The following is a 26811-nucleotide window of genomic DNA, read 5'->3' on the forward strand; positions in this document are numbered from 1 at the left end:
ACCGATCAGGTCTTGGAACGCATGTCGATGATCGCACGACGCTGCAGGTCGCGGTTCAGCTGGCGCGATGTCTGTTCCACGCGTTCGTTCATCAGGTGGTCGGCGATCTGGCTGGGGGTCTGGATGGCGATGTTGCGTTCTTCACGGGTGCAGACCATCAGCACCAGAATGCCATCCATCGACACTAGGGGCTTGCTGGTCTTGCCCGGCATCAGGGGCTCGAGTATCTCGCGCATCTGGGGGTTGAGGTGGTTCATCATGAGTTCGCCGGGATCACTGGGGTGCTTTTCCCCCAGTTTCTTGTTCTCGGCTTCCATCTGGTCACAGTTCTTGGCTTCATTGGCGAATGCCGTGGCGGTGTCCAGTGTCGATTTCTGCTGGTCGGTGGGGTTTTCAGGGTTCAGTGGCTCATCAAAGGGGAAGAAGACCTGCCGGATGGTCAGGATCGTCGCCATCTGGTGGCCGACCGTCCGCCGTTCCGCAATGGTGGCGATCACGTATCCACCCGCGACGCGGATGGGGTTTGAAATGGCGCCATCGGGCATCTTGCGCGCCACGTCCACCACCTGGGGGTCAAGGCCGTCTTCCTGTGTCCAGCCCATCATACCGCCGTCCAGCGCGCTCTGCCCCTGCGAGAACTGGGCGGCGACAATGGGGAAGGGCGCGCCCTCACGCAGTTCCTGAATGATGGTTTCGGTGAATTTCAGTTCGTTTTCCGTATGGCGCGGGTCTTCCACCGGCACGAAAATCTCACTGATCATGTATTCCGGCTTGCCGTCCTCGCGCTTCAGCGCGGCCATACGCTGCTCGATTTCAGATGCGGTGATGCGGCCGTGCTCGGCCGTTTCCTGACGCAGGACCTGCGACCAGCCGATCTGTACGCGGATCTGGTCAATCAGCGTGGTCAGCGAGACGCCGTCTTCCGCCAGCTTGTTGCGCAGGGCGTTCTGGGGCATGCCATTGCGCTGTTCAATATTGGCGATTGCATCCCCGATCTGCTGGATGGGCACGTTGATGTGGCGGTCGAGCATTTCCTGCATGCGCAGTTTTTCATCAATCAGCTGCCGCACGATCTGCGGTCGCAGCCGCTGCATCACGTCATCGCTGACATCCAGCCCCGATGACAGCGCGAACAGCCGCCCGCGCGTATCGACATCGCGCTTGGTCAGCACCGCGCCGTTGACGGTGGCGATGATCGCATCCTGATCTTCCGCCGCCTGCGCCTGCTGGGCAATGGCGCGCGCGGATTTGGCGGCGGCACCGTGTTCGTGGCCGACCAGTGCTGCACAGGCCAGCAGGGCCGCAGCCAGCGTGCGTCCCACGCGGCCGTGGTTCGGTGCGGGGAAGGAAACAGCGCCACGGGGCATGGGGAAGAAGGACATCCGGCTCAGTCTTTCGCGCATCAGGTCAGCCATTAATACCAAATGTACCGATGGTTTTGAACGTAAGGGAGAACATTACGGTTGAATTGCTCTGTTGGCCACCAATCGTGGTGTACTGCTTGAGATACATGACATCCAGCCCGAAACAGTCGTTCTGGTAACCGGCGTCGCCACCCACCGCCACGCTTTCCTTGCGCGACAGGCTGCGGCGCAGGTAGGCGGCAATGTGCCAGTTGTCCCAGTTGGAGGCAGCCCCGACCGTAAGCTCGCTGACCGGCTTGTAGTAAATATCGGGCGCTGCCGTGTCATACGGCTGCCTGACATAATAATAATAGGGCGTGACCGGTTCGAACAGATAGCCACCCGTCACACGGAAATGGCGGAAGCCCGCGCTGCCCAGCGCATCGGCGAAGTCCACCTTGCCGCCATAGGGGTCGAGGCGCATCTTGCCATCAAAATCAAAGAACTGGTTGGGCACCATATGCGTGCCCATGACCACATCCGACAGGTGGTGGCTCAGCCCGGAATAGGGGATGCGGTTGTGGTCGACATGTTCCTGGAAGCTTTCACCGATCAGCACGTCAATCTGATGGCCGTTCCATGTCCAGTTGTTGTGCAGCCCGACATTGGCGCGCAGGCCACCATCCAGCCGGTCCGTGCCGGCATAGCGGTTGAGCGCGAACAGCGTGGAATCCGTAAATTCGTAGGACAGGCTGTCTTCGTTGGGAATGTTGCGTGACGTGCTGTTACCCGTGTTCGGCGCAGCCAGGAACTGCACGATGGGTTCAAGGATCTGGGTGCCGGTATTGTGGTTGAAGCTGCGCAGGAACGGCCAGTTCATCTTCAGCCCCACGGTGGGCAGGACCTGCCCCTCCACCTGTGCGCGGGTGGTGCGGGCATAGTTGGGCTGCTGGTTCAGTTCGGTCGCGCGGTGGATGGCGGATTCAACATGCAGCGTCAGGTTCCATATCTGCCCCAGCGAATTGTGGAACGGCCGGTCCCAGTTGAGCGAAAGCTGCCCGCGCTGGTCCGATGTCCCGTTTTCACGATAGACGTAGAAATCGGTCGTATCGAGGCTGAACCGCCCGCCCAGTGCGTCGGGCTGCCCGAAATAGCTGTAGGTATAGCGCGGCAGCACCCATGGCAGGTCCTGGTTATGGATGATGCCCTGGTTCATGCCCTGATACCCTTCGGCATCAATGCGCGAATACGATCCCGTCCCGAACCCTTCCAGGTAGATGTTGGAATTGAGCGTGTCCTGCCCGTATCCGCTGACGCGGTAGTCACGCATGAAGTTGGGCGAACTGGCCCAGCGGATGTTGGCGCCCGCCCGCCATGTCCGGTTTATCGAAACCTGGCCGTTGGCGAAGATATAGCCCTGTATGCCGTGGTTGTCGGCGCTGTCCACGTTCTGGCCGAAGGTGTTGATGTAATCGATGTCGCGATGCGTGTCATACGCGATGCCACCGGTCAGGTTCAGGCGCGCGTTGCTGAAATAGCGGCGGTAGTTTGCCGTAAGCTCCGGCCCGGTGCGGGTGGAAAACAGTCCCTGCAGCGTGACATCGGACTGCCGGTCAATGACCCAGTAATAGGGAATGGTGACATACGTGCCCAGATAACGGTCATGCGGTGTGAAGCCGGGGGTCAGGAAGCCGCTCTGGCGCCGTACCGACGGGTCGGTCATGGAGAAGGCGGGCAGGTAGAAGATCGGCACCCCGAAAAAATCCACGAAGGCGTCACGGAATTCCAGTCGCTTGTGCTGCAGGTCATGCGTGGCGTCATACGCGCGCAACTGCCAGAACGGCGCGCGTTCGGGGTGGCGGGCACAGATTTCGCACGCCGTATAGACCACGCGCGTCAGGTCATTGACCTTGGCACCGGTGCGCCGCATGCCATTGGCCGCCATGCGCGCATTATCTTCCATGCGGGCATACATGCGGGTCATGATGCCGTCGCGCATGCCGTTGCTCAGTTCGGCATATTCCGTAAACAGCACCGTGCCGTCCGGTTCCACCATGGCCACGTTGCCCCGGGCGGACGCCACCCCGGTATTGCGGTCATAGACCACCTTGTCGGCGCGCATGATCTGGTCATTCTGCCAGAGCTGGACATTGCCGGTCCAAGTCGCAATGCCGTTGCGGCTGTCATAGGCCACATGGTCGGCCTGGAATGTCATCGGGTCGGTATTGGACACCGTGCCGGAAAAGTTGGCGGGCGACTGTGGCTGGCTCTTGGGGGCGTGGATGGGCATGCTGCGCCGCGGCCCGTCGGGCGGGGCGTCGGCATGGGCATCACGCGGGCCCAGCGCGCACATCATGCCCCCCAGCATGGTGGCTGAAAGCAGCAACCCGCGCGGAAACTGCCGCAGAACGGCAGTAAGCCGTGTCAGTGACGGCGCGCGCGTGGAAGGGGCGGGACGGTCCATTAACCGTCCTCTAGATGAAGAAGTAGCGTGACTGCAAGACAAAGCCCGGCCCCGGTGGGGGCCCAGGCGGCCAGAAGGGGGGGCAACGTACCCGTTTCACCAAACTGCGCGGCAATTTTAGATAGCGCAAACAACGCGAAACCCGCCGCCACGCCAAAACTGATCATGCGGATGACCCCGCCCCGCCGCGCGGGCCGCATGGAAAACCCGGCCGCCACCAGCGCCATGGTACCGGACAGGACTGGCAGCGTGAGCAGCGTCTGGAAATGCAGCCGGTGGCGGATGGTGGAAAATCCCGACCGGTTCAGCTGGCGGATGAACCCCGGCAGCGCCCAGACGGACAGCGTATCGGGGGAGGCGAAGCTTTCTTCCACCCCCGCCAGCGTCAGGTCGGCATGCAGCGTCAGGTGCCCCATATCGACCGGCAGTTCATCAGGGCGCAGCTGCCGGGCGGATTCCAGAACCCAGCGGTCCTTGCCCAGATAACCGCTATCGGCCTCGATACGGGTCAGCAGGCCGTCATCCGGGCCAAGCCGGAAAATGGTGATGCCGCCGATATGCAGCACGTTCCCCGTCAGCCTGACATGCCGCGCATGGATGATGTCCACCCCATGGTCCACCAATCCGTTATCCCCCTGCCGCAGCCACAGGGTGCCACCGCTGAGGTTGAGGGACTTGCCATTATTGTCGCGCAGGTACTGCCGGTCCAGCATTTCCGCCCGGCGGTACATGACGGATGACAGGGGGGAAATGCAGGTCGTGGCCACTGTCCCGATCAGCACCGCGCAGGTGACCGGCCCCGCCAGGAACTGCCACGCCGAAATGCCCGCCGCCCGCGCCACCACCAGTTCCGATGACCGCGCCAGACGCCAGAAACAGATGATCCCCCCCAGCAGCACGCCAAAGGGCAGGATTTCAAGACAGGCAAAGGGAATGTGCAGGAAGGCGATTTCACTGACCAGCGATGTCGGCACATTGGGCCGGGTTGAAACCCGGCGCAGCAGGTCGATGAAGTCGAACATGGTGATCAGCCCGGTCAGGAAGGCGATCACCGACAGGGTGGCGTAGGTAAACTGACGGGCGATGTACAGCGACAGCGTAAAGGCAAGCTTCATGACCGTGTGGCGCCCGTAATCGCCCGGGCTTCACGATCGGCGCGGAATTCCGGCCAGAACAGGACGCCCGCGCAGATCACGCCCGGGCCGATCGAACAGATCCACATGAGTGGCATGAGCTGCAGGTTGCGCGATGCAAGGTTCTGCACCAGCAGCGTCAGCGCCTGTACCGCGACAACGGCAAGGATGGCCAGGACAGGCCGGATGATGCTGGCCTGCCGGGAATAGCTGCCGCCCATGGCCCCCACCAGTCCGATCATGGCAAAGGAAAAGGCGCAGAAGGGGCTGCTCAGCCGGCGCCAGGCCTCGATGAACATCTTGCTTTCGTCCCTGCGCGAATACTGGCGCATGTCCGGGTGCAGAAGCTGTGAAATCGGCAGTTCATTGGCATCGGGCAGGCGCGTATGCGCGGTGTGCGGACTGGACAGGTCGATCGTGTTGCGGGTGAAGGTCAGCACGTTCAGCCGCCCGGTATGGCTGTCGATTTCCTGCCGCGATCCGTTGAACAGGACCACGCGCGGCTGGTCGTTGAGGATGACCAGATTGCCTTCTTCCGCCAGTATGGTGGCTTCGGCGCCGGGGGTGCGGTCGTCTTCCACCATGATGCCATGCAGCGTGCCGTCCTTGTCGCGCGCGCGGATGTACACGGTCATGTTGTCCGACACCTGCGTAAACACACCATCCTGCACCAGAAAGGCGGCCATGCGGTTGCGGATCTGGAATTCATACTGCCGGAAGGCGTGGTAGGAAACCGGCACGATCCAGACATTCAGCACCAGGCACGTGGCTGTCGCAATGGCGGCGCAGGCCAGGCCCGGTCGCGCCATCATGGCGGGCGACAGGCCAGCGGCCTGCATGACCGTCAGTTCCCGGTCGGTGCCCAGGCGCTGATAGACGAACTGCACCACCACGAACGTGGTAATCGGCAGGATGACCGCGATGAAGGAAGGGATCAGCAGGCTGGTCAGTTCCAAGAACACGCGCAGCGACAGCCCGCGCCCCACCACCAGCGACACGAAGTGCAGGGACTGCGTCAGCCAGATCAGTGTCACGAGAGCGCCCGTGGTCGCCACCAGCGCCAGCAGGAGCTGGCGCAGCATGTAGCTGTCCAGAATCGACAGGCGCGGCGCAAGGCGGTCAGGGACAGGGCGGACGGCAGGCATGCCCCTGTCTAACCCTGTTCCCGCCCGTGCAAAAGGGGTGATCCCCTCATGCGGCGGGGACAGGTACGCTCAGATGCCGGCCGTGTGGACGCGCCCGGCGTCATGTCCCGGATGTGACAGGCGGCAGCACCTTTCCGGGGTTCATGACATTCCGGGGGTCAAGGGCGGCCTTGATATGGCGCATGGCCTCCAGCTCCGCCCCGCCCCGCCATGACGGCATCATGTAGGGCTTGAGCTGCCCCACGCCATGTTCGGCCGAAAATGAACCGTCCAGATCCTTCACGATCGCCGCCACCGTGTCCATTATGTCGTGGCTGCGGGCCAGAAAGGCATCCGCCGCCATGCCTTCGGGCTGGACGACATTGAAGTGGATGTTGCCATCGCCCATGTGGCCGAACGGGGCGGGACGGCAGCCCGGAATCAGCTTTTCGCATGCGGCACTGGCGCGTGCGATCAGTTCGGGCACGTGGGTCACGGGCACCGATACGTCATTCTTGACGCTGGCCCCCGCGCGCCGCTGGGCTTCGGCATGTTCCTCGCGCAGTTTCCACAGACCGGCGCGCTGGCCTTCGCTTTCGGCAATGACGGCATCGGTGATGATGCCTTCCTCCAGGGCTTCGCCCAGCACTTCCTCGGCATATTCACGCAGATCGGCATCGGGACGCGGGGTCGCCAGTTCCAGCAGCACATAGGCGGGTGCGCGCTCACCCAGCGGCAGGGCAGCACCCGGGATCAGGTCGATGACAAGGTCCATGCCGGTGCCGGACATGAACTCGAACGCCTGCAGCAGGGCGGGATCGCGCGCGCGCAGCAGCCCCAGCAGCTTCAGCGCGGCATCGGCGTCGTCCACGGCACACAGTGCGGCCTCGATAGCGCGGGGCTGCGGGTGAAGTTGCAGGATGGCGGTGGTGATGAACCCCAGCGTGCCTTCGGACCCGATCAGAAGCTGGCGCAGGGCATACCCCGTATTGTCCTTGCGCAGGCGGCGCAGGCCATGGAACACGCCGCCATCGGGCATGACCGCCTCCAGCCCCAGCACCAGTTCACGCGCATTGCCGTAGCGCAGCGTGTTGTTGCCGCCCGCATTCGTCGCCAGCACGCCGCCAATCTGCGCCGACCCTTCGGACGAGATGGAGAGCGGCAGCATGAACCCCGCATCCCACGCCGCGTCCTGCGCCGCCTTCAGTGTGACGCCGGCTTCGACTTCCATGGTCAGGTCATGGGGGTCGATGCCACGGATATGGTTCATGCGCGACAGGCAGACCACGACCTCGTGCCCGCTGTCATCCGGTGTGGCGCCGCCCACCATGCTGGTATTGCCGCCCTGTGGCACCATGGGGATGCCGTGTTCACTGCAGAACCGGACAAGCTGTGACAGTTCTTCCGTATTGGCTGGACGCAGCACCGCCAGCGCGCGGCCGTGGTACAGGTTGCGCCAGTCGGTGCAGTAGGATGCGGTGTCGGTTTCACCCGTAATCACGCCCACGGGCCCCAGCATGTCGGTAAAACGGGCGATCAGGTCCTGCCGTGCCGGTGCGGTTGGGGGGGGAACGGTCATGACGGCATGCTTCCTGAATGAAAGGGTAAGGAGGGCGGTGGCAGGTAGGTCTGCCCCTGATGATGCACGGGCGGGTAGGTGGCGCTGGCCTGCGCCGGGCTGGGGGACATGAACAGGTGCCATGTCTCGGTCAGCACGAAACCGGTCAGCGCGCCCACCGCCGCCGCCACCAGCAGGCCCGAACGGCGTACGGGGGGACGGGACTGCACCACCGATGACAGGACGGCCTGCGTTTCGGCGCGGGCCTGCCGCGTCTGGTTCAGTTCCGCGCGCAGCGCCGAATTGTCAACTTTCAGGTCGCGTATTTCCGTATCCAGCCTGCGGATGCTTTCCGTCAGCTGGGAAATGCGCTGGTGCGATTCCTGAATCTCTTTCGCGGCGGCGGCGCTGGCTTTTGTCGCGCGGGGGGCGCGCGGTTTCGCGGCGGCCTTTTTGGGGGGATTGGGGGCGATGGCGGCAAACAGGTTTTTCAGCGCCCCGCCGGTTACCTGATTTTTCTGCGCGCGCGCGCGGATGGCGGCCAGCGCATTTTCCGACTGGCCTGCATGCTCCTCCAGCACGAGTGCGAGGATGTCCGAAAGGATTTTCAGTTCCTTGGGGTCGATTGTGTCGCTCATCTCAGGGGCACCGGGGTCGGATCATGCGGTTGAAACTATTTTACGGTCGCGGGCAGGCCGCGCGGATCAGGCGGTCACGGATCGCACGGCCCAGCCCGTGTCCGGGCACAGGCTGTACCGCAATCCCGACCAGTCCCCGGCGGTGACCTTCCATATCAAGAAACCGCAGCCCCGCGAAGAGGCGGGCGGCCGCTTCATGCAAATCACCCGTGGCACTCAGGTTCCACACCAGCGCGCTGCCGGGCAGGGGCGGGCCGAACGCCAGAAGCGCCTCGTCGGGGGCCACGCTGCGGGCATCCAGACGGACCGGCAGGCCGGGCGCGTAATGCGATGACAGCTGGCCGGGGGCGGTGGGACGGGCGTCATTGCTGCCCGCGGGCAGGGCCAGCTTCATGCCGCATGCCGCTTCCAGCGCCTCCAGCGTGATGCCGCCGGGACGCAGCAGGACAGGGACATCGCGGGACAGGTCGATGATCGTGCTTTCCACGCCCACGCGGCATGGACCGCAGTCAAGGACCGCGTCAATGCGGCCATCCAGCCCCGCCAGCACGTGCTGCGCATCGGACGGGCTGACCCGGCCCGACGGGTTGGCCGAAGGGGCCACGACCGGAAACCCGCACGCCGCCAGCAGGGCCTGCGTGGTCTGCCCCGCAGGCACCCGTACGGCGGCGGTCGGCAGGCCGGCGGTGGCGATGGTGGATATGCCGCAATGCGTTCCGCGTGGCAGCACCATTGTCAGCGGACCGGGCCAGAACCGGTCGGCCAGCCTGCGCGCCAGCGGCGTGGCCTCAACCTGTTCAAAAGCAGCGTCCGCGCTGGCGAAATGGCTGATCAGCGGGTTGATGCCCGGCCGCCCCTTGGCGGTATAGATGGCGGCGACGGCCGTATCATTGCCCGCATCCGCCCCAAGGCCGTAAACCGTTTCCGTCCCGAAGGCGACCAGTCCGCCCGCGCGCAGCATGGCGGCGGCAGTGGCGAGTCCCTGCGGGTCGTTATGCAACAGGCGTGTGTGCATGGCCCCGGATCAGGCCGCGCCGCGACACAGGAAATGCGGGTTGCGGAAGCCGGGCTTGCCATAGCCCAGCACCTTGCCATCGGGCGTGGTGATGGACCCGCCAGCGGCTTCGACAACAGCCTGCGGTGCGGCGGTATCCCATTCCATGGTGGTGCCAAGGCGGGGATAGAGGTCGGCCACGCCTTCGGCCACGCGGATGAATTTGGCCGCCGAGCCGATATTGCCCAGATGCGCGATGGCCTGTCCGCCCAGGAATTCCTTCAGGCGCGGGTCATCGGCGTAATGGCGCGACGCCAGCACCGTCAGCCCCTCCGCCGGAGGTGTGCGGACATGGATGGCCTGCGTGCCACTGGCGTCGATGCGGAAGGCCCCGCGTCCCGCGCCTGCGCCATAAAGCTGGTGATAGGCCGGAAGTGCGACGGCCCCCAGCACCGGCCGCCCATCGCGCACAAGGCCGATATTGACGGTGAAATCGTCCCGCCCGGCCGCGAATTCCCGCGTGCCATCCAGCGGGTCCACCAGCCAGAACTCGCGCCCGGTATCTGTCATGATGCCGGCTGCGACCTCCTCCTCCGCCACGACGGGAATGGCGGGGGCATGGGTACGCAGGCCCGCAAGGATATGCTTTTCCGCCGCGTGGTCGGCCTCGGTCACGGGGGAACTGTCGGTCTTGACCTTGGTTGCGAACCCGCGCGCGCGGATGGTGCGGATCAGGTCGGCGGCTTCACTGGCAAGGCGCAGGGCCAGATCCAGAAGGAATCCGTCCTCATATGCTGGCATGGATGGCGTATTCATGCTGTTCGCATTAGCTTACTCACGGCGCGCCGTCATGTCCTTATCGGTGCCGATGGCCGCGGACAGGGTGGTGTCGGTCCGGGGCGCGGCGTGCTGGTGCAGGAATTTATCCTGTCTGCCCAACACCTTCGAAGCGGAGCACCGTGATCCATATGCTCGATATCGCCTTTTCCGACGCAAGCCTGCCCGCCAGTGGCACCATTGCCATCCTTGCCGTATCCGGCGGGGCGCCCGCGGGTGCCCTTGCTACGCTGGACGCCGCGGTGGGCGGCGCGCTGACCCGGGCTGCGAAAGCCACAGGATTCGGCTTCGACGCCGCGAAAACCTGTGTCGTGCTGGCGCCCGGGGCGGGATATGACCGCGTGATCCTGGTGGGGCTGGGTGCCGTGGACGCGCTGGATGGCACCGTGGCAGAACAGGCCGGTGTGGCGGCCGCCCGCGCCCTGTCCGATGCGGGTACGTCCGGCGTGGTCGTGGCCGATGGCATCGCCCCCGACCTGACCGCCCATGTGGCGCTGGGTGTCGTGCTGGGCAGCTACCGTTTCGATTCGTACCGTACCCAGCCGCGCAAGGGCGATGCGGGCCCGCTGACAGCCGTGACCGTGGCCTGCGCCGATCCTGCCGCGGCACAGGCGGCATGGCAGCCGCTTTCGGCGGTGGCGCGCGGGGTGTTCCTGTGCCGTGACCTTGTATCCGAACCCGCGAACATGCTGCGCCCGCCGGAGTTCGAACAGCGCATTCTCGCCCTGCGTGACCTTGGGGTGGAAGTGGAGGTGCTGGACCGCGACGCCATGCACAAGCTGGGGTTTGGCGCCCTGCTGGGGGTGGCGCAGGGCAGTGACGCGCCGCCGCGCACGGTCATCATGCGCTGGAATGGCGGCACGGACGGGACCGCGCCGGTGGCCTTCGTCGGGAAGGGCGTGACCTTTGATTCGGGCGGCATCTCGATCAAGCCGGCGGCCGGCATGGATGAAATGAAAACCGACATGGCGGGAGCCGCCGCAGTGGTCGGCACCATGGCGGCACTTGCGGGCCGCAAGGCGAAGGTGAACGCCGTCGGTGTCGTGGGGCTGGTGGAAAACATGCTGTCGGGCAATGCGCAGCGTCCGGGCGACGTGGTGCGCACGGCAGCGGGCCAGACGGTCGAAGTGCTGAACACCGATGCCGAAGGCCGTCTCGTGCTGGCGGACGTGCTATGGTACACGCAGGACCGCTTCAAGCCGCGCATCATGGTCAACCTTGCCACCCTGACCGGGGCGATCGTGGTCAGCCTGGGTGTCGAGCGCGCGGGCCTGTTCTCCAACAATGACGGCCTGGCAGGCCATCTGGCGACCACGGGGGAACAGACGGGCGAGAAGCTGTGGCGCATGCCCATGGACGCCAGCTACCTTGAACTGCTGCGTTCGGACATTGCTGACCTCAAGAACATCGGCGGGCGTCCCGGCGGGTCGATCACGGCGGCCAAGTTCCTTGAATGCTTTGTGAACGACGTGCCGTGGGCGCATCTGGACATCGCGGGCACGGCGTTTACGTCCAAGGCGACGTCGCATGCGCCCCGGGGGGCGACCGGCTTTGGCGTGCGCCTGCTCGATCGCATGGTCGGCACGTATTACGAAGGGTAATGCCTGCCCCGCGCGGCAGGCCGGATCGGAACAGGGAACTCCATGGCGCAGATCGGCTTCTATCACCTGACGCGTTCACCGGCGCTGGCGGTCCTGCCCGCGCTGCTGGGCCGGACGCTTGCGGCGGGAAAGCGGGCGGTGGTCCGCTGCGCCACGGCAGAACGGGTGCAGGAGCTTGATGACGGGCTGTGGCGGTCGACCGACCCGCTGTGGCTTCCCCATGGCACACAGGCCATGGGGCATGGGCCATGGCAGCCGATCTGGCTGACGGATGGTCAGGACATGCCCAACGGTGCGACCTTCGCCTTCCTGCTTGACGGGGTGGAAGTTGCCGACCTGTCCCCTTTCGAACGGGTGTTCGACCTGTTTGATGGCCATGATGAGGCCGCCGTCGCCAGTGCGCGCAGACGCTGGGTGGCATGGCGTGATGGTGGTCATGACCTGAGCTACTGGCAACAGCAGCCCAGAGGCTGGGCGCGTCGTAAATAGCCGCAGGCCCCGCTGCGGGGTGGCGGCATGGACGAAAGGCAGGTTGCGTAATGAAGACGGTTACTTTCCCCAATGAAACCACGGTGCCCGCGCTGGGCATGGGCACATGGAACATGGGGGACAGCGACAGCCGCCGCGCGGATGAGATAAAGAGCATTCACGCAGGTCTCGACGCGGGGATCCGCGTGGTGGACACGGCGGAAATGTATGGCTCCGGCCGTTCCGAAAAACTGGTGGGCGAGGCGATAAGGGGACGGCGCGACGACGTGTTCCTTGTCAGCAAGGTCGTGCCCTCCAACGCATCGCGTACGGGCGTGCGCCGGGCGTGTGAAGCATCACTCAAACGGCTGGGCACCGATTTCCTTGACCTTTACCTGCTGCACTGGCCCGGCAGCGTGCCGCTGGAGGAAACGCTGGCGGGATTCAGTGACCTGATTGATGCGGGCCTGATCCGGAGCTGGGGCGTATCCAACTTCGATGCTGATGGCATGATGGAGGTCGAAAGCACACCGGCCAGCACGCCGTGCGCCGCAAACCAGGTGCTGTACAGCCTTGATTACCGTGGCGTGGAATTCGACCTGCTGCAGCGTGACCGTGATGCAGGCGTCGTGACCATGGCCTATTCCCCGCTGGGGCAGGGGGGTGACCTGCTGCGCGCGCCGGTGCTCAGGCGCATAGCAAAGCGGCACAGCACGTCCCTCGGGCCGGCCACGACGGCGCAGATTGCGCTGGCATGGGTGCTGCGACAGGAAAACGTGCTGGCCATTCCCAAGGCGGGCAGCCCGCGTCACCAGCATGAAAACTTCGCAGCAACCGAGATCACCTTGACGCGCGATGATCTGGCGGAGATTGATGAAGCCATAGCGCCGCCGCGCCGCAAGGAGCCGCTGGCCATGATCTGACCCGCCCGGCCTTCCGGGCGCAAGCGGGAGGGCTGTCATCATTCCTGTCATCCTTGTCGTGACCGTGCTGCTGCTAGCGGTGGCCAGCGTGCCGCCAGCCTGTGGTTTACGGCAGATGGCCACGATGGTGCCTGTCCTGCGCTGCGGGTGGGTGGCGCTGTGCATCATGGCCATCCTGTCCTGCCTCGGGCTGGAATTGCCGGGCGGCATTGCGCCATGGCCCGGTTTTTCAGGTGACGTGCATGATGTTGCCCTGCTGGTGCCGCTGGGCATTGTCGGGGTGGCGGCGTCCGGCGCGCGCGGTGCTGCGGCCTGCGCGGGGGCGGCACTTGCCGTGATCGGCGGGCCACCCCTGTCCTGCGTGGGGGCGGGATGGATCCTGATCGCACGCAGGGATGGCCCGCACGATGATATGGCGCGGCAGGCGCCGGACCTGATTGCCCTGCTGCTCATGGCGGCGGTGCTGCTGTTTCCGCGTCCGGCGGGCTGGCTGCTGCCCGGGCTGTGCTGGGTTGCCACGCGGGGGCTGCTGGGCCTGTCCTTTTCGCTGCGCGTGTCGCCGCGTGGCCTGCGTCCCTTCCATATGGCGGATATTGCCGCGATGGTCGCGGCCATGGCGCTGTGGCGGCATTTGCCTGCTGGCGGCATGGTGGGGGACATGCGGTGGGGTGGCGTGCTGATCGTCGCCGGCTGCCTGCTGTACATGACGGCTTCGTGGCGGGCGCTGTGTGCGGGGGACGGGCGCAGGGTCATGACGGGACTGATGGGGGGCACGGGGGCGCTGGTGATCGTGCTGGCGGGGCTGGGGCTGCTGGCCCGTGCCGATGACCTGCCCGCCATGGCCGTCTGCGCCAGCCGTACGTTCATGCTGGTGGCTGGCATGCTGCTGACATGGATGTTCATGGCGCGTGCGATGGATGTGATGGAACGCGAGGCCGGTGCCCTGATATTGACCCGTCTGGGTGGTCTGGGTGTGCTGATGCCGCGCCTGTCGGCCCTGTTTTCCATCGGGCTGCTGGCGGAAAGCGGACTGCCGCCGCTGCTGGGTTTCTCCATAATCTGGATGCTGCTGCGCCTGCTGGCGGCCATGCCGCGTGGCGGGGGGCTGGGCGGGGACCTGCCGTTGCTGCTCGCACTGCTGGCACTAGGGATCGGGTGGGCGGTGCGCATGCTGGCGCTTGTGCGCATCGTGGCGGTCATGCTGTGCGGCAGGCCACGCACGCCGCGCGGGGCGGGTGCTGCTGATCCGTCGGGGCGGGACATGGCGGCCATCGTGCTGGCGGCCCTGCCGGTGCTGTGCGTGTCCGTCTGGCCGGGATACTGGCTGGGGCTTCTGGCGGGCGCAGGGACGGCAGGGGCCGGGGACAATGTCGCGCTGGCGTCGCCCGACGGGGCGGCGGTGCTGCATCCCGCGCGGCTGTGCCTGCTGGTGGCTGTGGTGGGGGGTGTGGTCATGGTGGTGCGGCGCATGGCCTGCCCCACGCCCGCCCGTCAGGTCGCGGGGTGGCAGCAGGGTGCGCCCCCCGTGCCGCCGTGGATGGTCTTTGGCGACCCGCTGACGCAGGTGGGGCCGGGCAATTCCGTGCGTATGCTGCTGGATATGGTGGGAACGGTCGTGGTGCGCAGGCGGCTCATGCGCGATTACGTGCGCCTGCGGCGGCGTGGCGCGCGGGTATGGCCCCTGCTGGCGCAATATGTGGGCGACATGCGCCAGGGTGGCATGACGGTGTCCGCGCCGGTGATGATGGTCATGGCGTGCGTGGCGGCACTCATATTCATTGCATGGCATGGATAGCGGCATGATGACGTCATTCATGCTGGCCGCGCGGATGCAGGCCCTCCTGCTTGCGGGCTGTCATATGGCGCTGGTCCTGCTGGGCGCGCCGGTATGGATCGGCCTGCTGCGCTGGATGGCGGCGGTGATGGAAGGGGAACGCCGCCTGCCGGACCCGACCGCGCACTGGCGCGTGCTGCTGCATGCATGGCGGCAGGTGGGCGTGCGGTCGGCTGCGGGCGCGCAGGTGACGGCGGTTGCCCCATGGCTGGCGCTGGCGGCGGGCATGGGGGCGACGCTACTGGTGCCGTCCTTTTCCATCGGCATGCCCGGGGGGGACCTGTCGGATGTGCTGATTATCGGCGGATTGCTGGAAATGGCCTTTCTTGCGCTGGTGGTGGCGGCCCTTGCGCCGGGGCTGGCGCGACCGGGGCATGCGGGGCTGCGGGCCGTGGCGGGGGGGATCATGATCCAGCCGGTCATGCTGCTGGCCTGCACGGTGCTGGGCATGTGCCTGCCTGATGGCACGCTGGCGGGACTGGTGCGGCAGGCGCATGTGGCGGACATGAACCTTGTGCGCGTGCCGCTGGCGCTGGTTGCCGGTGCGCTGGTGCTGGGGGCGGTCGGGGAGGGGGACGGAACGACATCAAGGCTGTTTTCGGCCATGCTGGAGGACCTTGCCGGCCCCGATCGCGCCGTGGCCCAGTATGCGCGCGACCTGCTGGCGGTAGTGTGGATGATGCTGGCGCGTGACCTGATCTGGCCTGAAGGAATTGCGGAGCCCGACATCCTGCCCCGTTCGGGGGTGCTGGTGCCCATGCTGGTGGCGGTCGCGCTGTGGGTGGCGCATATGCTGCTGGCCTGCGGGTGTGTTGCGGCGATACGGGTTTTCGTGGTGTCGGGGCAGCGGCATGCGGGCTGGCGGGGCGGTCTTGCGCTGTTATGCGCCATCATGGCCGGGGTGCTGCTGTTTGCCGGGCGGGGGATGGGCTGAGCATGCTTGTACTGCTTTTGGGGGTGCTGGTCATTCTCTCGCTCTCGACGTCGGGGGAGCGGGGCGGCGGTCCGGTCTGGCATGCGGTGTGCACGGCGGCATGCGTGTGCCTGTCGCGCTGGGTGCAGGGGCGGGTCGGGCTGGCCTGCGTCATGGCCGTGGGGCTTGCAGCCCTGTTCGGGCTGCTGGGCGTGCAGATGCTGCATATTCCCGCGGCCCGGCGCGAACGTAGCGGCCTGCGGCTTGCCGGTGGTCTGGCCTGTGTCGCGGTGCTGACACAGGTCATCATGCAGGGATCGCAGGACGGCATGACGGCGCGCCTTATGGGCATGACGGGTCTGGCCGCCATCCTGTGTGGTGCATGGAGCGCGTGTATCGCGCGCGGCCCGGTCGCGTTGTGCGCGGGGCTGGCCTGTGGGCTGGACGGCGTCATGCTGCTGGCGGCACGCACGGATGACCTGCTGGTCATGGGGGAGGTGATTGTCGCGGCGATCGGGCTGAATGTCCTGCTGGCCGCGGCGCCGCGCGTGCATGGAGGGGGGGAATGATGTCGCTTTCCCTTTATGCCAGCCTGCTGGGCGGCTGGCTGGCGCTGGCATTGACCGCCCTGCTGGCGACCGGAGCGACACAGGCGTTGCGCGTGCTTCTGGCGGTGCTGTTTCTGGTGCTGTGCGGCGTGGCTGGTGGTCTGTCGGGCGATGTGGCGGGGTGCATGATGGAAACGGCGCCCGCGCTGGCATTATGCGTGTGGGTTTTCGGGGCGCGGCACGAACCGGGCAACGCATCGCGCGGGGCGGCCGTGTTGCCTTTTTTCCTGTCGGGCATTGCCGCCCTTGCCATCGCTTTCGGGCGGTGTGACCTGCTTGGGCTGTTTCTGGGCTGCGGGCTTGTGGCCCGTCTGGCGCTGGCGATTGGCCCGCGGGGGCTGGAACAGGACGGCTGGCAGGTTCTGCGCATGGAACTGTGCGGGTTGCTGATGGCGCAGGGGGGCCTGTTCGTGTTGCAGGCGGGATGGGGGCACATGCAGGATCAGGCCGGGGCGATCCTGCTGGTGGGCGGGCTGCTGCTGGCCTGTGCCATCATGGGTCGGCCGGGGCAGGCCGGGCCGGGATGGAATATGGAAATTCTGGCCGTTCTGCCGGTCGTGGCGCGGGCGGGGGGGATGTGGCCGGTCCTGCTGCCTGTCCTGACCTTCATGGGATGTGTGTGCCTGTCATGGGTGGTCCTGTCACGTCGGGAACGCATCTCTGGCGGGGGGTACTGGGCTGGTTGGGCCGTGCTGGCTGCGGGCCTGCCGGATGGCGGCATGGGGGGGCTACCACTGGCTGCCTGCCTGCTGGTCATGGCCTGCATGCCGTTATCGGATGCTCTGCCGGAGGGATACATGACGTGGCCGCCCTTCCTGCCCGGCATGGCGGCGGGGCTCGTGCTGGTCGGGGAAATGGGCACCATGGCCCCCGTGGCGTTTGCAGCCGGTGCCAGCCTGTGGCCGATGCTGGCGGCGCGTGGTCGGGCAGGCCATGGCGGGCGGCCATGGGTACAGGCGACGTTATTGCTGGTGATCGGGTGCGCGGTGCTTGCCACTGTTGCGTACCGGGTGGGGAGGGGATCATGACTGCGCAGGTGCCGGACCTGATCCGCAGCGGGATGCCCTCGGCCTGTGCCGGGCGTTTCGTGCTGGACGGTGGGACGTGGCGCGACATGGTGGAAAACCTGCGCCATTCCACCCTGCCGCTGCTGGGCCTGTGGTCGGATGGGGTGCAGGTACATGCCCTGTTCATGGAGGGGACACGTCCCCTGCTGGCCAGTGTCGCGGTCATGGACGGGCGCTACCTTGCCCTGTCCCCCGTACGGGCCGGGGCGGCGGCTTATGAACGCATCACGCAGGACCTGTGGGGAATCGAGGGCATGGGGGCGACAGACAGCGCCCCATGGCTGGATCAGGGGCGGTGGCCGGTAACATGGCCCCTGCATGACCGGCCACCGCCCGCGCCTGCACCACCCGAAGGCGTGGAATTCACCGATGATGCCGCCATGGTGCAGGCCGGGGGCACCGTTGTGGGGTATGGCCCGGCGGAGGGGGATTTCCAGTCTCCCTTCCACCTGCGTCTGGGCCTGCCGGGGGAACGGATCATGCAGGTCCGCACCCGTATGGGTTACGCCCATCGTGGCCTGTGCGCGCGCATGCGTGGTGCCACGGTGGCGCAGGCAGCCCGACTGGTCGCCCGGATCGATGCAACGGTTACGGTGGCCCATCAGGTGGCCTTTGCCCGCGCACTGGGGGCTGCAGGGGAACATGCAGGCGCGGATATGGATGATGCGGCCATGTTCGTAAGCGAACTGGAACGCATTGCGATCCATCTGGACACGCTGGCCACGGCGGCGGAACTGCTGGCCGATGGACGTTTTGCCATTCTGGCCGCAACCCTGCTGGAGCGTGTGCGGCAGGCCTGCCGGGAGGGCTGTGGCAGTCGCCTGCTGTTTGACGTGCTGCCGCCTGCGGGCGACGCGGGACGGACCGTATCCATTCCCATGGAGGTCCTGACGGAACTGCGGACGGGCTGCGCCACGTTGCGCCACCTGTTCTGGCGGCCGCGTGGCATGGCCATGCAGGCGCGCGGGCGGGGTATCGTGCCGGCGGATGTCGCCCGCAGGTGGGGCATTGCGGGCTGTGTGGGCCGGGCGTCTGGCGTTGAAGGCGACCTGCGGCCGTATGTGTCACGGTCCGCAGGGCGGGAGGGCACGGGGGGCGATGTGGCTGACCGTCTGGCCATGCGCCTGCATGAGGTGGAAATGGCCGTTGACATCCTGTCCACGTTCGATGGCGCGGCCGTCAGCATGCCCGCCGGATATGACGTGCATGGGTCAGGAGAAGGTATGGGCTGCGTGGAAGGCCCCACCGGGCCTGTCTGGCACTGGGTCAGGTTGGCGCATGGCCGTGTGGCGGCATGGTGGTGTGGTGACGCGTCCCTGCTACTGTTTCAGGCGCTGCCCGGCATATTGTCCGGCGCGGTGTATGAGGACGTGCCGCTGATCCTGACATCGCTTGGCCTGTCGGCTGCGGGCGCGGATCTGTAGGGTGGGGCCATGGCGTATCTGAACCTGTTCTGGCCGGAGGGTGCCGTGCTGCCGCGCATGGTGCCGCTGGATATCTTTCACATGGAAACCGGGGGCTGCGCGGGCTGTGCGATTGAACTGCGCAGCCTGTCGCGCGCCCTGGTGGAAGGACATTCCGATATCCGTTTTGTCTCTACACCGCGACAGGCGGGGCTGCTGCTGGTGACGGGCAGCCTGACGGTGGATATGGCCCCGGTTGTCGAACTGGCATGGCAGGCCATGCCAGGCACGCGCCTGCTGGCCGCGGTGGGGGACTGCGCGGTGGATGGGGGAATATTTGCGCCCGGTTATGCGGTTCTGGGCGGGGTGGGCGGCCGTGCGCGCGCCAGCCTGCTGCTGCCCGGATGCCCGCCATCGCCTGCGGAAGTCCTTGATGCCCTGATCCGCTGGCGCACGCAGGGCGAAGGGGAGGCGACCTGACGGAAGGGACCAGGCAGGGTGTTCAGGTCGAAGGGACGGTTGCGGGCGGGTCGTCGCTTTCCTGCAATGCCTCGGCTTCGCGGCGCAGGCGGTGGAAGCTCCGCCTGCTCATGGGAAGCAGCAGGATGTAGATGATCCCCGCCGCCGCCAGCGCGCCCCACGGTTCGGCCACCAGAACGGCGGCATAGGCCCCCGTGCCCAGCATGGTGGGGAGGATCATGGGCGAGGGGACCTTGAAGTTCTTGAACGACCAGACCGGCAGGGTCGACACCAGCAGGAAGGCCGTGCCGCTGAGCGTCAGCGCGGGCAGGAGCGGGGCGCGCGTCAGTTCATACAGCCAGTCACAGTGCAGGTGCTGCGCTTCCAGCCCGAGAAACAGCGGAAACAGCGCCAGCCCCGCGCCCGCCGGGGCGGGAACGCCGGTGAAGAAGTTGCTGGCGTATTTGGGCTGGTTGGCGTCGTCATCCAGGCTGGCATTGAAGCGCGCCAGGCGCAGCGCCATGCAGACCGTGAACATGATGCACGGGATGTAGCCAAACCGCCCGCCTTCATGCAGTGCCCACAGGTACAGGACAAAGGCGGGGGCTACGCCAAAGCACAGGAAATCCGACAGGCTGTCGAATTCCGCGCCAAAGCGACTGGTGCCGCGTAGCAGGCGTGCGATTCGTCCGTCCAGCCCATCAATGCAGGCGGCGATCAGCAGCGCGGTCGCAGCACTGCCAAAGCGTCCTTCCAGCCCGAATCGCATGCCCGTCAGGCCCGCGCACAGGCCCAGCATGGTCATGAGGTTTGGGATCATCCGGTTGAACGACAGGCCCCGCACGCGGGGGCGCTGGCGTTTTTTCAACCGTCGGATACGGCGTGTCGGCGGGGTGGCCATGCCCGCTTAAAGCCGCGCCATCACGGTTTCGCCGCCAATCATGGTCTGGCCGACTTCCACCAGTGGCGTGACATCGGGCGGCAGGTACAGGTCGGTGCGTGAGCCGAAGCGGATCAGCCCGAAGCGTTCGCCGGTTTCGTACTGCATGCCTTCTTCCGCATCGCACAGGATACGGCGCGCGATCAGCCCCGCAATCTGGACCACGGCAACCTGGCGGCCATCCTTCAGCGTCACGCGCAGCGCATTGCGCTCGTTCAGTTCGGATGCCTTGTCCAGGCTGGCGTTCAGGAACTGCCCGGCATGGTAGGCGATTTTCGTCACGGTGCCCGCGACCGGCATGCGGTTCACATGCACGTCCAGAACAGACAGGAAGGTGGCGATACGCCAGACCGGCGCATCCCCCATGTCCAGTTCCGGCGGCGGGGCCACTTTCTCGATCGAGACGACATGCCCGTCCGCCGGGGCAACCGCCACGTTTGGCTCGGCCGGGGTGACGCGTTCGGGGTCACGGAAGAAATACAGGCAGAAGCCGAAGAACAGGCCACTGGCTGTACCAAGCCATCTGGTCACCCGGAACGGCAGTAGCCGACCGATGATGGCCCCGGCCCCCGATGCAAGGAGAAAGGGGCGCGCGGCCGGGTGCGGCGGTGCAATGACAAGCTTGAGGGATTGAATCAGCGACATGGGATAATGTTCATGAAGATTTCAGTAAAAATGGTCAAGTATTCTGCATGTCCCGTGGTTGCCGACGGGATGTCGCATTGCGTGAAAAGATTCGTGCCGGCCGCAGGCGCAGCCCCGCGGGCACCAGTGTCGCGGGACGGGTGGGCACGGCGGCGTAAATGTCCTTGACCGCCTCGATCATGCAGACACCGCCCAGACGGGGGAACAGGTTGCGCCCCGTCCATTCCACCATGCCCAGAGGGGCAGCCGGGCATGGCCCCGCGGGTGGGGCGTACAGCGCATCTTCATGGCGTTCCGCCCGGAAACAGGCATCGGCCAGCCAGCGGCTGATCTGTCGGCGCGAAAACGGCGTGCCCTGCCCGAAGGGGGAATTGTCGGCATGCGCCCACAGTCCCGCCCGGTTGGGCACGACCAGCAGCAGTCGCCCGTCATCCTTCAGGACCTTCCAGACCTGTCGCAACAGGCTGTTCTTGTCCTCGCTGACCTCCAGCGCATGGATCATCACGATCCGGTCGAACTGCAGGTCATCGAATGGCAGGTGCGTGCCATTTACGATACAGTCGCGTCCCTGCCATGGCTGTGCGTCACGGGTAACGTGGGTATCCAGCCGCGCGGACACGCACGGCCTGTTGGGCCGGTCCCATAATGGCAGGAAGGGGTGCGCGTACCCAAGGCCAAGCGTGTGCCCCGACGTGCCGTCGGGCCAGATGGCGGCCATGCGCTGGCACAGCAGGCGCGCGGCCACCTGGCCCCGGCGGGTGGCATAGAAGCTGGCGGCGGTGTGCATGTTCGCTGGCATTGGTACACACTAGCACACCCCATCGCCCCGGCCATCACGTCATGCCGGATGGTCGGGCCCATGCAATGGAAATGTCGAGGACAGTCATGACACAGAAGCTTTCCATAAAGCCGATTCCCATCCTGTCGGACAATTACGCCTGGTTCGTGCATGATGTGGCGACGGGGGCCGCCGCCATGGTCGATCCGGCGCAGGAAGCCCCGCTGATCCACGCAATCGATGCGGCGGGAGGCAGGCTGGACCTGATTTTCCTGACCCATCACCATACCGACCATATCGCGGCGGCCGATGCCCTGCGCCAGCGATATGGTGCGAAAATCGTGGGACCCGCAGCCGAGGCCGCCCGTCTGCCGCGCCTTGATGTCGCGGTGCGCGATGGGGATGTCGTGGCGCTGGGACATACCCGTGCGGAGGTACTGGCAACCCCGGGCCATACAGCGGGTGAGGTCTCGTATTATTTTCCCGACGGACCGGCCCTGTTCTGTGGTGATACGCTGTTCAGCATGGGGTGTGGACGCCTGTTCGAGGGCACGCCCGCCGAGATGTACGCCAGCCTGGCCCGCATCAGGGCCCTGCCGGATGACACGCTGATATGCTGTGGGCATGAATATACCCAGTCGAATGCGCGTTTTGCCCTGCATGTTGATCCGGACAATGCCGCGCTGAAGGTACGCGCGGCACAGGTGGCGGATTTGCGGCGCAGGGGCCTGCCCACGCTGCCGGTTCCGCTGTCGGTGGAACGCCAGACCAATCCCTTCCTGCGCGCGGCGGATGCCACGGCCCTTGGCCTGCTGCGAAAGGAAAAAGACAGTTTCTGATAGGGCACGTGAATGCAATTGATTGATAAAGATAACAGAAGGCTCCAGGTGGCGCTTTTTTGAAAAAGCGTCACCAGACCTTATCTTATGGGTATCCGAATGTTCTGCGGACACTTTCTGGTGGCGTTCTGTCACCGCTGGCACGGCAGGATTGTTTTTCCCACCTGGAAACATGATTAATGATCCGACGCATGGCGGGAAACCGTATTATGACATAATGCAGGGATCTGGCGGTCAGGGCGGGGAGGACTGACCATCGCGCCGCGGGGATGGGGCATGGATGCCCTGCCAGAACCGGGCATGTGGGCCCGGAACACTTCATTGACTGGCCTGCATGCGCGGTGCATGGCCAGTGCAGTCGTCATCTGTTGGGCGGCGACATGGCCCATCGGGGTAACGTGCCCCTGATCCATGCGAAAGGTAAGGCATTTGTCGGTCTCTTCTGTCCCGGTGATCATCAAGAAATATGCCAATCGGCGGCTGTACGATACCGATCTGTCGGCCTACATCACGCTTGAAAACCTTATGGATATGGTCAAGCAGGACCGGGCCTTCGTCATTCTGGATGCCCGCACGGGCGATGACATAACCCGTGGCGTGCTGGCGCAGGTCATGCTGGAAGAGGAAACCCGCGGCCGTGCCATGCTGCCGGTAGCCTTCCTGCGGCAGCTTATCCGCTGTTATGGTGACAGCATGCAGGGCGAGGTATCGGATTACCTGGAACGCATGATGACCGAATTCATGGATCGTCCGCCGGGCGGCGTGACGCCCGACGGGCTGGATGGGCTGGGACAGGAAAATGCCGCCGTGGTGCGGCAGGCCATGTCCCTGTTCACATCCCTGTATGCCGTGGAGCGGACAGGAAACCGGACGGTGGAAAACCTGCTGCAGGAAATCATGGATTTGCGCCAGCAGGTGGCTGCATTACAGGCCCGTCTGGATGATGAAGGGCGGGACGGCACCCCGGGCACATAGGTTGCAACGGCGCGCTTTATCCCCCTCCTGATGATCGGCATCCATCCGGTTGTTCTTTCTTCGATCGTGGACCATTGCCGGACCCTGCCCCTGAAATCGAAAGCCGGTTTGGGTGTGGTATTTTCCAAAAAGCTTCAGCGAATGCCGTCCTTTTGGAAAAAAGATGGCACCGACCTATTCTGAAGTCTCCTTCTGGGGCTCCCGTAATGCGGGAACCGGCAGGCCATGGGTTGCGCACAGGTTCTGCCATGCCTGAGCGATGGCAGGTAGCAGTTGCGCGCGGCGTAGCCCTGCGGGCAGGGGCGCGCCCACGACAATGTGGATCGTGCCCGGATGTTTCATCAGGCTGCCGGGTTTCCAGTACAGGCCCGCGTCGGTTGCCACGGGAATGACCGGCAGGCCGGTATGGGTCGATAGCGCGGCAATGCCCGGTTGCAGGCTGATGGGCGCGCCCGGTGCCGTGCGCGTGCCTTCGGGAAAGATGATGATCTGGCGCCGGTCGGTCACCGCGTCATCCGTTGCGGCCAGCAGGGCACGCAGGGCCTTTGCCTTGCCATCCCGGTCCACCGGGATCATGCCGCTCAGCCGTAGCATGGGGCCGACCAGCGGTATGCGTTCAAGTTCACGTTTCATGACATAGGTCGGGCGGGGTACCAGGTTCATCCAGACCAGCGTATCGAATTCCGACTGGTGCTGGCACGCCAGCAGGCACGGCCCCGGCGGCAGGTGTTCCATGCCGCTGACCTGTATGCTGATCCCGCAGATACGCTGCAGCCCGCGCAGGGTCAGTCCAGTCCATACCTTCGCATAGGCCAGCGCGCGGCCCGGTGCGAACAGGCGGATGGGAAAGGCCAGAATTCCCATCACGATGGTCAGCAGCAGGAAATACAGGTTGAAGGCAAGCGCGCGCAGCAATGTCATCACGAACGGGTCCGGCAGTGTGGGATTGGCTTTTCCTAACACCAGAAAACTAAGGTGAGGACAAGCGGCACGTCGATGTTCAGCCCATGACCGGGGGGGCGCCGGGCCGGGTGTCAGCGTGGTTGATCAGGCCGTGCAGCGGGCGCGTCAGGCGCGCGACATTCAGGCAGGCCAGCAGCCACTTGTCATATTCCGTCACCATAAGCCGCATGGTGGCGGGATGCAGCAGGTGGCGCAGCGCGGGGGAACGGATCGGGTATCCATACAGCCGCACATCGGGCACCGTGCGCGAAATTTCCAGCATGGCGCGGCGGATGTGATAGCCCGCCGTCACCACGACCAGGCTGCGGATATGGTAAGCGCGCACCCACTCCGCCGTTTCGTCTGCGTTGCCCAGCGTGGATGTGGCGCTGTGGCCCAGCGTCGTATGCGTCCACAGGGTCAGGGGTACGGGCCGGGCCTGATGGCGCAGGAAATCCCCCAGCGTGGCATGCAGGTCCACGCCCGAAATCAGCAGCCGGTCGGCATCCCCCTGTGCCAGCAGGTGCAGGGATTCGTCGATCCTTCCCTGTCCCCCTGTCAATGCCACGATCCCGTCTACATGTGGCGGCCGCGTGGGCGCGCGCATGGCGTCATGGATAAACCACGCCAGTCCACCCAGCCATGCCAGCAGCGCCGCCAGCATGCCCGCGCCCGCCAGCCATCGGTATAGCGACGGGCGTGCCCGGTTTGTGGACGGCGTGGGGGTCATGGCAGGCGGCGCAGCCATGCCCGCACGGTCAGTTGCGTGGTAACCCAGCCCGTGATCCCGGCGGCGGGCGGCAGCGCCAGCAGCATCCATAACAGCGCGTGCGGCACGATGTCCGCCCATGCACGGGGATTGCGCCAGTCCATGGGGGCTACGGCCTGCGCATCGGTCATGGCGGAAAAGGGAGCAGCCAGATGTGACATGGCCAGCAGCATGGGCAGGGCCGCGATACTGCCCCCCAGCCCCCCAACCAGCGCCAGCAGCCCCACGCGCGATGCGAAGCGCCCGGCAATATAGCTGTCCATCGCACCCAGCGAGTGGATCAGCGCAATGGCCTGCCGCCGGGTCTGCAGGCCCGCCCGCGTTGCGGCCATGACCACGCAGACCGCCACTGTCATGACAATCAGCACGGCCAGCAGCGCGCAGGCCTGCAGGCTGGCGGCCAGTGCGGCCAGCCGGTCGCTCCAGACACTGTCATGTTCCACCAGCACCCCCGGCGCGACGGCTTCAAGCCGGGGCAGGAGGGGGGGCATCGGATCCTGCCCTGGCACAGTATGCACCTCGATCACGGCGGGTAGCGGCAGGGATGAATCCCCGGTCTGTTCGATCCATGGGGCCAGCAGGGCGCGCAGTTCCGCATCGCTCAGCCTGTGCGCCGTGGCGACGCCGGGGGCATGGGCCACAATGTCCTGCACCGCCGCGATACGTGTGCCCGAGCCGGCCGCCGGGTCATCGGGGCCGGGCACCTGCACGGTCGTTACGGCACCCGCGCCATGGGTCCAGCGCTGCGACAGGCCGTGCGCCGCGATCCCCCCCGCCAGCGCGAGTGCCGCAAGAAAGGACATGGCCGCGACAAGGAAGGGCAGGAACTGCCCCGGCAGTGCCTGATGCAGGGCCAGCCCGTCATGGTAACGCCTGCGGGCCATCAGCGGTAATCCCGCACCAGATGGCCATGCGCCAGTTCAATGGCGGGGGCTGGGTATTTTTCCACGATGGCGTCGTTATGGGTGGCCACCACAATGGTCGTGCCCAGTTCCGCCAGCCGGTGGAACATGGCCATGAGACGCCCTGCCTGCCGTTCATCCAGCGCGTTGGTCGGTTCATCCGCCAGCAGCAGGGCAGGGCGGTAGATGACCGCGCGCGCGATCGCGACCCGCTGCTGTTCGCCCCCCGACAGTTGCAGCGGACGCGCGTCCAGACGGTTCTCCAGTCCGACCCATTTCATGATGGCGTGGACCTCATGGGCGATCTCGTCCTCCGCGCGGTGCTGCAGGCGCAGCGGGAGGGCGACATTGTCAAATACGCTCAGGTCCGGCAGCAGACGGAAATCCTGCCATACCGTCCCGATGCGCCGGCGCAGGCGGGCAAGGTTGCTGCGCCGTGCCTGCATGACCGGCACGCCCAGTATTTCCACCATGCCGGCGCTGGCCTGCACCTCCAGCGACAGGATGGACAGCAGTGATGACTTGCCCGCGCCCGACGGGCCAAGCAGCCAGCGGAATTCGCCCTGCGCCACATCAAGGCTGATATGCGACAGGGCAGCCACCCCGGCGCGATTGCCGCCATAGGCGTAGCTGACATCATGCAGGCGGAACATG

The 26811-nt window shown here is 65.7% G+C and carries 26 protein-coding genes; 11 read left to right on the plus strand and 15 right to left on the minus strand.

The window, feature by feature from the left end:
• Positions 1-5: 5 nt before the first annotated feature.
• The 8 genes from CFR80_RS02075 to cysQ all read right to left on the minus strand — a co-directional run bounded on the left by CFR80_RS02075 (position 6) and on the right by cysQ (position 10070).
• The gene (locus CFR80_RS02075; protein WP_010512813.1) at positions 6-1415 is read right to left on the minus strand and encodes a peptidylprolyl isomerase; all 1410 of its coding nucleotides are present in this window, start codon (positions 1413-1415) and stop codon (positions 6-8) included.
• The gene (locus CFR80_RS02080; protein ID WP_010512814.1) at positions 1408-3807 is read right to left on the minus strand and encodes an LPS-assembly protein LptD; all 2400 of its coding nucleotides are present in this window, start codon (positions 3805-3807) and stop codon (positions 1408-1410) included. Before CFR80_RS02080 ends, CFR80_RS02075 begins: the two co-directional genes overlap by 8 nt.
• Positions 3807-4922 (minus strand): LPS export ABC transporter permease LptG, encoded by a 1116-nt coding sequence (gene lptG / locus CFR80_RS02085; RefSeq protein WP_010512816.1) that lies wholly within the window; start codon positions 4920-4922, stop codon positions 3807-3809. The genes CFR80_RS02080 and lptG overlap by 1 nt, the downstream gene beginning before the upstream one ends.
• Positions 4919-6085, minus strand: a complete 1167-nt coding sequence (gene lptF, locus CFR80_RS02090; protein ID WP_010512817.1) for an LPS export ABC transporter permease LptF — start codon at positions 6083-6085, stop codon at positions 4919-4921. The genes lptG and lptF overlap by 4 nt, the downstream gene beginning before the upstream one ends.
• 100 nt (positions 6086-6185) lie before the next feature.
• Positions 6186-7643 (minus strand): FAD-binding oxidoreductase, encoded by a 1458-nt coding sequence (locus CFR80_RS02095; protein ID WP_010512818.1) that lies wholly within the window; start codon positions 7641-7643, stop codon positions 6186-6188.
• Positions 7640-8260, minus strand: a complete 621-nt coding sequence (locus CFR80_RS02100; RefSeq protein ID WP_010512819.1) for a hypothetical protein — start codon at positions 8258-8260, stop codon at positions 7640-7642. Before CFR80_RS02100 ends, CFR80_RS02095 begins: the two co-directional genes overlap by 4 nt.
• 40 nt (positions 8261-8300) lie before the next feature.
• Positions 8301-9275, minus strand: coding sequence for an L-threonylcarbamoyladenylate synthase (locus tag CFR80_RS02105; RefSeq protein ID WP_010512820.1), 975 nt, complete (start codon positions 9273-9275; stop codon positions 8301-8303).
• Positions 9276-9284: 9 nt separating this feature from the next.
• On the minus strand, positions 9285-10070 hold the full coding sequence (gene cysQ, locus CFR80_RS02110) for a 3'(2'),5'-bisphosphate nucleotidase CysQ (protein ID WP_010512821.1): 786 nt from the start codon (positions 10068-10070) through the stop codon (positions 9285-9287).
• 152 nt (positions 10071-10222) lie between these two features.
• Between cysQ and CFR80_RS02115 the strand changes: the two genes are divergently transcribed.
• From CFR80_RS02115 to CFR80_RS02155, 9 genes are read left to right on the plus strand one after another with little or no spacing between them, the layout of a single operon-like run.
• The gene (locus tag CFR80_RS02115; protein ID WP_010512824.1) at positions 10223-11692 is read left to right on the plus strand and encodes a leucyl aminopeptidase; all 1470 of its coding nucleotides are present in this window, start codon (positions 10223-10225) and stop codon (positions 11690-11692) included.
• Between the two features lie 42 nt (positions 11693-11734).
• A complete protein-coding gene (locus CFR80_RS02120; RefSeq protein ID WP_010512825.1) occupies positions 11735-12181 on the plus strand; it encodes a DNA polymerase III subunit chi in 447 nt (148 codons plus the stop codon).
• Positions 12182-12231: 50 nt separating this feature from the next.
• Entirely contained in the window at positions 12232-13083 is an 852-nt protein-coding gene (locus CFR80_RS02125) for an aldo/keto reductase (protein ID WP_010512826.1), read from the plus strand.
• Between the two features lie 58 nt (positions 13084-13141).
• Positions 13142-14878 (plus strand): hypothetical protein, encoded by a 1737-nt coding sequence (locus CFR80_RS02130; RefSeq protein ID WP_232275507.1) that lies wholly within the window; start codon positions 13142-13144, stop codon positions 14876-14878.
• A 4-nt stretch (positions 14879-14882) separates the two neighbouring features.
• Entirely contained in the window at positions 14883-15851 is a 969-nt protein-coding gene (locus CFR80_RS02135; protein WP_010512828.1) for a hypothetical protein, read from the plus strand.
• Between the two features lie 2 nt (positions 15852-15853).
• Positions 15854-16399 carry a hypothetical protein gene (locus CFR80_RS02140; RefSeq protein WP_010512829.1) on the plus strand — a complete coding sequence of 182 codons (546 nt, stop codon included), beginning with the start codon at positions 15854-15856 and terminating at the stop codon, positions 16397-16399.
• Positions 16396-17466: a hypothetical protein gene (locus CFR80_RS02145; RefSeq protein WP_010512830.1), complete on the plus strand. Its 1071-nt coding sequence runs from the start codon at positions 16396-16398 to the stop codon at positions 17464-17466. Before CFR80_RS02140 ends, CFR80_RS02145 begins: the two co-directional genes overlap by 4 nt.
• Complete coding sequence (locus CFR80_RS02150; protein ID WP_010512832.1) at positions 17463-18929, plus strand: NADH-quinone oxidoreductase subunit D-related protein; 1467 nt, start codon at positions 17463-17465, stop codon at positions 18927-18929. Before CFR80_RS02145 ends, CFR80_RS02150 begins: the two co-directional genes overlap by 4 nt.
• Positions 18930-18938: 9 nt before the next feature.
• The gene (locus CFR80_RS02155; protein WP_010512833.1) at positions 18939-19388 is read left to right on the plus strand and encodes an NADH-quinone oxidoreductase subunit B family protein; all 450 of its coding nucleotides are present in this window, start codon (positions 18939-18941) and stop codon (positions 19386-19388) included.
• A gap of 22 nt (positions 19389-19410) precedes the next feature.
• Here the strand turns inward: CFR80_RS02155 and CFR80_RS02160 are convergent, their stop codons facing one another.
• The 3 genes from CFR80_RS02160 to CFR80_RS02170 are packed head-to-tail and all read right to left on the minus strand — an operon-like array spanning position 19411 to position 21739.
• Complete coding sequence (locus tag CFR80_RS02160) at positions 19411-20268, minus strand: CDP-alcohol phosphatidyltransferase family protein (RefSeq protein ID WP_181418152.1); 858 nt, start codon at positions 20266-20268, stop codon at positions 19411-19413.
• A gap of 6 nt (positions 20269-20274) precedes the next feature.
• Entirely contained in the window at positions 20275-20952 is a 678-nt protein-coding gene (locus CFR80_RS02165; RefSeq protein ID WP_010512835.1) for a phosphatidylserine decarboxylase, read from the minus strand.
• Between the two features lie 34 nt (positions 20953-20986).
• Positions 20987-21739 (minus strand): methyltransferase domain-containing protein, encoded by a 753-nt coding sequence (locus CFR80_RS02170; RefSeq protein WP_050017489.1) that lies wholly within the window; start codon positions 21737-21739, stop codon positions 20987-20989.
• Positions 21740-21837: 98 nt separating this feature from the next.
• Between CFR80_RS02170 and gloB the strand changes: the two genes are divergently transcribed.
• On the plus strand, positions 21838-22569 hold the full coding sequence (gene gloB, locus CFR80_RS02175) for a hydroxyacylglutathione hydrolase (RefSeq protein WP_010512837.1): 732 nt from the start codon (positions 21838-21840) through the stop codon (positions 22567-22569).
• 429 nt (positions 22570-22998) lie between these two features.
• Entirely contained in the window at positions 22999-23544 is a 546-nt protein-coding gene (phaR, locus tag CFR80_RS02180) for a polyhydroxyalkanoate synthesis repressor PhaR (protein ID WP_010512839.1), read from the plus strand.
• A 174-nt stretch (positions 23545-23718) separates the two neighbouring features.
• Here the strand turns inward: phaR and CFR80_RS02185 are convergent, their stop codons facing one another.
• The 4 genes from CFR80_RS02185 to CFR80_RS02200 all read right to left on the minus strand — a co-directional run bounded on the left by CFR80_RS02185 (position 23719) and on the right by CFR80_RS02200 (position 26810).
• Complete coding sequence (locus CFR80_RS02185; RefSeq protein WP_010512840.1) at positions 23719-24465, minus strand: lysophospholipid acyltransferase family protein; 747 nt, start codon at positions 24463-24465, stop codon at positions 23719-23721.
• Between the two features lie 79 nt (positions 24466-24544).
• Positions 24545-25234 (minus strand): YdcF family protein, encoded by a 690-nt coding sequence (locus CFR80_RS02190; RefSeq protein WP_010512841.1) that lies wholly within the window; start codon positions 25232-25234, stop codon positions 24545-24547.
• On the minus strand, positions 25213-26139 hold the full coding sequence (locus CFR80_RS02195; protein WP_010512842.1) for a cell division protein FtsX: 927 nt from the start codon (positions 26137-26139) through the stop codon (positions 25213-25215). Before CFR80_RS02195 ends, CFR80_RS02190 begins: the two co-directional genes overlap by 22 nt.
• Positions 26139-26810 carry a cell division ATP-binding protein FtsE gene (locus tag CFR80_RS02200; protein ID WP_010512843.1) on the minus strand — a complete coding sequence of 224 codons (672 nt, stop codon included), beginning with the start codon at positions 26808-26810 and terminating at the stop codon, positions 26139-26141. The genes CFR80_RS02195 and CFR80_RS02200 overlap by 1 nt, the downstream gene beginning before the upstream one ends.
• Position 26811: the final 1 nt, after the last annotated feature.

It is taken from the genome of Komagataeibacter oboediens (assembly GCF_003207815.1).
In the GTDB taxonomy this organism is placed as follows: domain Bacteria; phylum Pseudomonadota; class Alphaproteobacteria; order Acetobacterales; family Acetobacteraceae; genus Komagataeibacter; species Komagataeibacter oboediens.